This window comes from Cellvibrio polysaccharolyticus, assembly GCF_015182315.1.
Taxonomy (GTDB): Bacteria; Pseudomonadota; Gammaproteobacteria; order Pseudomonadales; family Cellvibrionaceae; genus Cellvibrio; species Cellvibrio polysaccharolyticus.
In genome coordinates this window covers 1-3706 of sequence record NZ_PRDL01000002.1, presented here as the reverse complement: position 1 = coordinate 3706, position 3706 = coordinate 1, and the positions used below count along the sequence as shown (strand labels likewise).

General features: G+C 55.5%; 1 protein-coding gene. It reads left to right on the top strand.

Annotated features, from left to right (window positions below; all coding sequences use genetic code 11):
- Positions 1 to 717: 717 nt before the first annotated feature.
- A partial coding sequence (locus C4F51_RS17995; protein WP_193912669.1) for an Ig-like domain-containing protein occupies positions 718 to 3706 on the top strand: 2989 nt, incomplete at its 3' end.

The following is a 3706-nucleotide window of genomic DNA, read 5'->3' as shown; positions in this document are numbered from 1 at the left end:
CACGCCACCCTCACACTCTTACCACCACGCCACCATCTCCGTATACACTTCTAGATGTGTACAAATTCATGGCTATAACCACCACCCTAGTTGCAGCAAGCATGATAATTCTAAAACACAACAACACACCTACAAAATTACTTTACTTCCCTATTTCTCTTTATCCTTACTTCCCGACTTCCCGACTTCCCGACAGTTTTTTCAAATTTCCTGGTTGTGCTGTTTACGCATGAATGTTGTTGAAAATATGAGACTGAGTTTTTTGGCGCATTTTAATATATTGCTAATGGCTATCGTTTTATATTTTTTCGGAAATTTTTCCTCATTAAAAAACAATAATTTAATAATGACTTCATTACTAAAAAAATAAAAAAAACAACTTTGGTTATTAGTGCAAGAAATTTGCGCCAAATGCATCACGGTAATTGAAACCCCTGTTTTCTCAACTAGATTATCTTGACCGGGATCAAATTCGGATATCTTTTTTTGCCAGCTTGTTTGAAGCGTTTATGGTGAGCTTCCGATTAATGGAAATCGAAAAAACAGGGTTTTTGTAGTGGTTTTTCTTCCTGAAAAAAACACCGATAAAAAATAACCTGTTTTTATGAAAATTGATCTCAAGGTAATTGAACAAACCAATGTTGACGGTAATGGCATTGCCATTAGGTTTTCGTCGGGGCAGAGCCGCCCCCTACTGATGCAGAGCAGGTGAACAAAATGAAGGATATTGCAATTGTTTCAAAAGCCGGTGGACATTCGAATAATCTGCCATGGGGTGATGTGCCAGTCAGTAGCTCATCGTCGGTAATCAAGATTCCGGTAAGCCCTAATGATATCCGTCTGATGGAGCGGTCGGGCCAAAATCTGGTTATCACGACAAAAACCGGAGAAACAATTACGCTGCAGGGTTATTTCAATGCAACGGGGGACGGTGGCAATCACGACATCGTTTTCGAGGATAGCAACGGAAAACTTTGGCAAGCAGAATACAGTTCTTCTACCTCTTCCTATGCCTACAAGGAAATTGCCAGTATTAGCGAACTGTTGCTGATATCGGGCAATGAGGCTTCCGGAGCGGGTTGGTTGTGGCCATTACTCGGGGCGGCCGGCGTCGGTGTGGCCATTTCGGAAAGCAGTGGCGGAGACGGTTTTGTCCGATTAAACAAGCCACTTGCGCCGACGAATATTGCTATTAACGACGATGGCACGGCCATCGTTGGTCGTGGTGAAGCGGGTACTACCGTTATTGTGAGAGGTGCCAACGGCAATGTGATCGGGCAAGGTACTGTTGGTGCAAATGGAGAGTTTCAGGTGGTGCTGCAGCCACCGCAGAATAATGGTGAAACCATTACGGTCATCATAAGAGATAGTGCCGGCCAGGAATCTGATCCGGTAACAATCACTGCACCTACCGGGGAATCCGAAGAGCAGCCAGGCGAAGAGGAACAGACGGCTCCCGATGCCCCCACCCAGCTTGCTATCAATGACAGCGGAACAACATTGACCGGCCTTGGAGAGCCGGATACCCTGGTTCAGGTGCGTGATGCGGCCGGTAATGTCATTGGCACCGGAACAGTGGCTGCTGACGGTACCTTTACGGTGACTTTGCAACCGCCTCAGACCAATGGTCAAACCCTGTCAGTGACATTGACGAACAGCGACAACCAGACATCGCCCGTCGCTACCATCAGCGCGCCGATTATTAATGATAGTGACGCGCCCGACGCACCAACCGATTTGTCAGTAAACGCCAACGGAACAACGCTGACCGGTCGTGGCGAGCCGGGTACCCAGGTTCAGGTGCGTGATCCGGCCGGTAATCTTATCGGTACCGGCGCCGTGGTTGCAGACGGCAGCTTTACCGTGTCCCTGCAACCGCCGCAAACCGATGGGCAAACCCTTTCGGTGACGCTGACCAACAGCAATGATCAAACCTCCCCGGCAGCTACCGTGAGTGCTCCGTCCGTTGATGATGAAGCGCCGGATGCGCCGACCAATCTGGCTGTAAATGCAAGCGGCAACACACTGACCGGCCTCGGGGAACCAGGCACGGCGGTGCAGGTGCGCGGGCCAAATGGCAACATTATTGGTACCGGTACTGTAGCCGCGAATGGCACCTTCAGCGTGGCGTTGTTACCCCCGCAAAGTAATGGCCAGTTGCTCTCGGTTACGCTGACTGACAGCAGCAATCAAACCTCTCTGCCCGCCACGGTAAATGCCCCCATTGTGGACAATGGCGGTGGTGATTTGGCCCCCAATCCACCTACCAATCTTGCTGTGAGTGGTGACGGAACCAGCTTGTCAGGCCGCGGGCAGCCGGGCACTCAGGTGCAAGTACGTAATGCTGATGGCGACCTGATTGGCTCTGGCAGTGTTCAGAATAATGGCACTTTTACGGTGTCTTTATTGCCACCGCAAACGGAAGGGCAGCTGCTTTCTGTCACGCTCACCAATAGCCTTAACCTCACGTCTTCCGCTGCAACGGTGAACGCTCCTGACGTTGACAATGGCGGCGGAGATGTGCCGGATGCCGCCACCAATCTGGTGGTCAGCCCGGACGGCAGCAGTGTCAGTGGTAACGGTGAAGCCGGTGCCAGTGTCACCATCACCGACCCGGACGGTAATGAGATCGGCAGCGGCACGGTGCAACCGGATGGCAGCTTCACTGTCGCCATCGCGCCACCGCAAATCAACGGCGAAACCCTCACCGTCGTCCTCGGCAACGCCAACGGCGATTCCGACCCGGCCACCGTGGTCGCGCCCAACGTGGATGCCGGCGATGACGTACCGGCACCGGCCACTGGCCTGGTGGTCAGCCCGGACGGCAGCAGTGTCAGTGGTAACGGTGAAGCCGGTGCCAGTGTCACCATCACCGACCCGGACGGTAATGACATCGGCAGCGGCACGGTGCAACCGGATGGCAGCTTCACCGTCGCCATCGCGCCACCGCAAATCAACGGCGAAACCCTCACCGTCGTCCTCGGCAACGCCAACGGCGATTCCGACCCGGCCACCGTGGTCGCGCCGAACGTGGATGCCGGCGATGACGTGCCGGCACCGGCCACTGGCCTGGTGGTCAGCCCGGACGGCAGCAGTGTCAGTGGTAACGGCGAAGCCGGTGCCACCGTCACCATCACCGACCCGGACGGCAACGAGATCGGCAGCGGCACGGTGCAACCGGATGGCAGCTTCACCGTCGCCATCGCACCCCCGCAAATCAACGGTGAAACCCTCACCGTGGTACTCGGCAACGCCAACGGCGATTCCGACCCGGCTACCGTGGTCGCGCCGAACGTGGATGCCGGCGATGACGTGCCGGCACCGGCCACCGGCCTCGTGGTCAGCCCGGACGGCAGCAGTGTCAGTGGTAACGGCGAAGCCGGTGCCAGTGTCACCATCACCGACCCGGACGGTAATGAAATCGGCAGCGGCACGGTGCAACCGGATGGCAGCTTCACCGTCGCCATCGCACCCCCGCAAATCAATGGTGAAACCCTCACCGTCGTCCTCGGCAACGCCAACGGCGATTCCGACCCGGCTACCGTGGTCGCGCCGAACGTGGATGCCGGTGATGACGTCCCGGCACCGGCCACCGGCCTCGTGGTCAGCCCGGACGGCAGCAGTGTCAGTGGTAACGGCGAAGCCGGTGCCAGCGTCACCATCACCGACCCGGACGGCAACGAGATCGGCAGCGGCACGGTGCAAC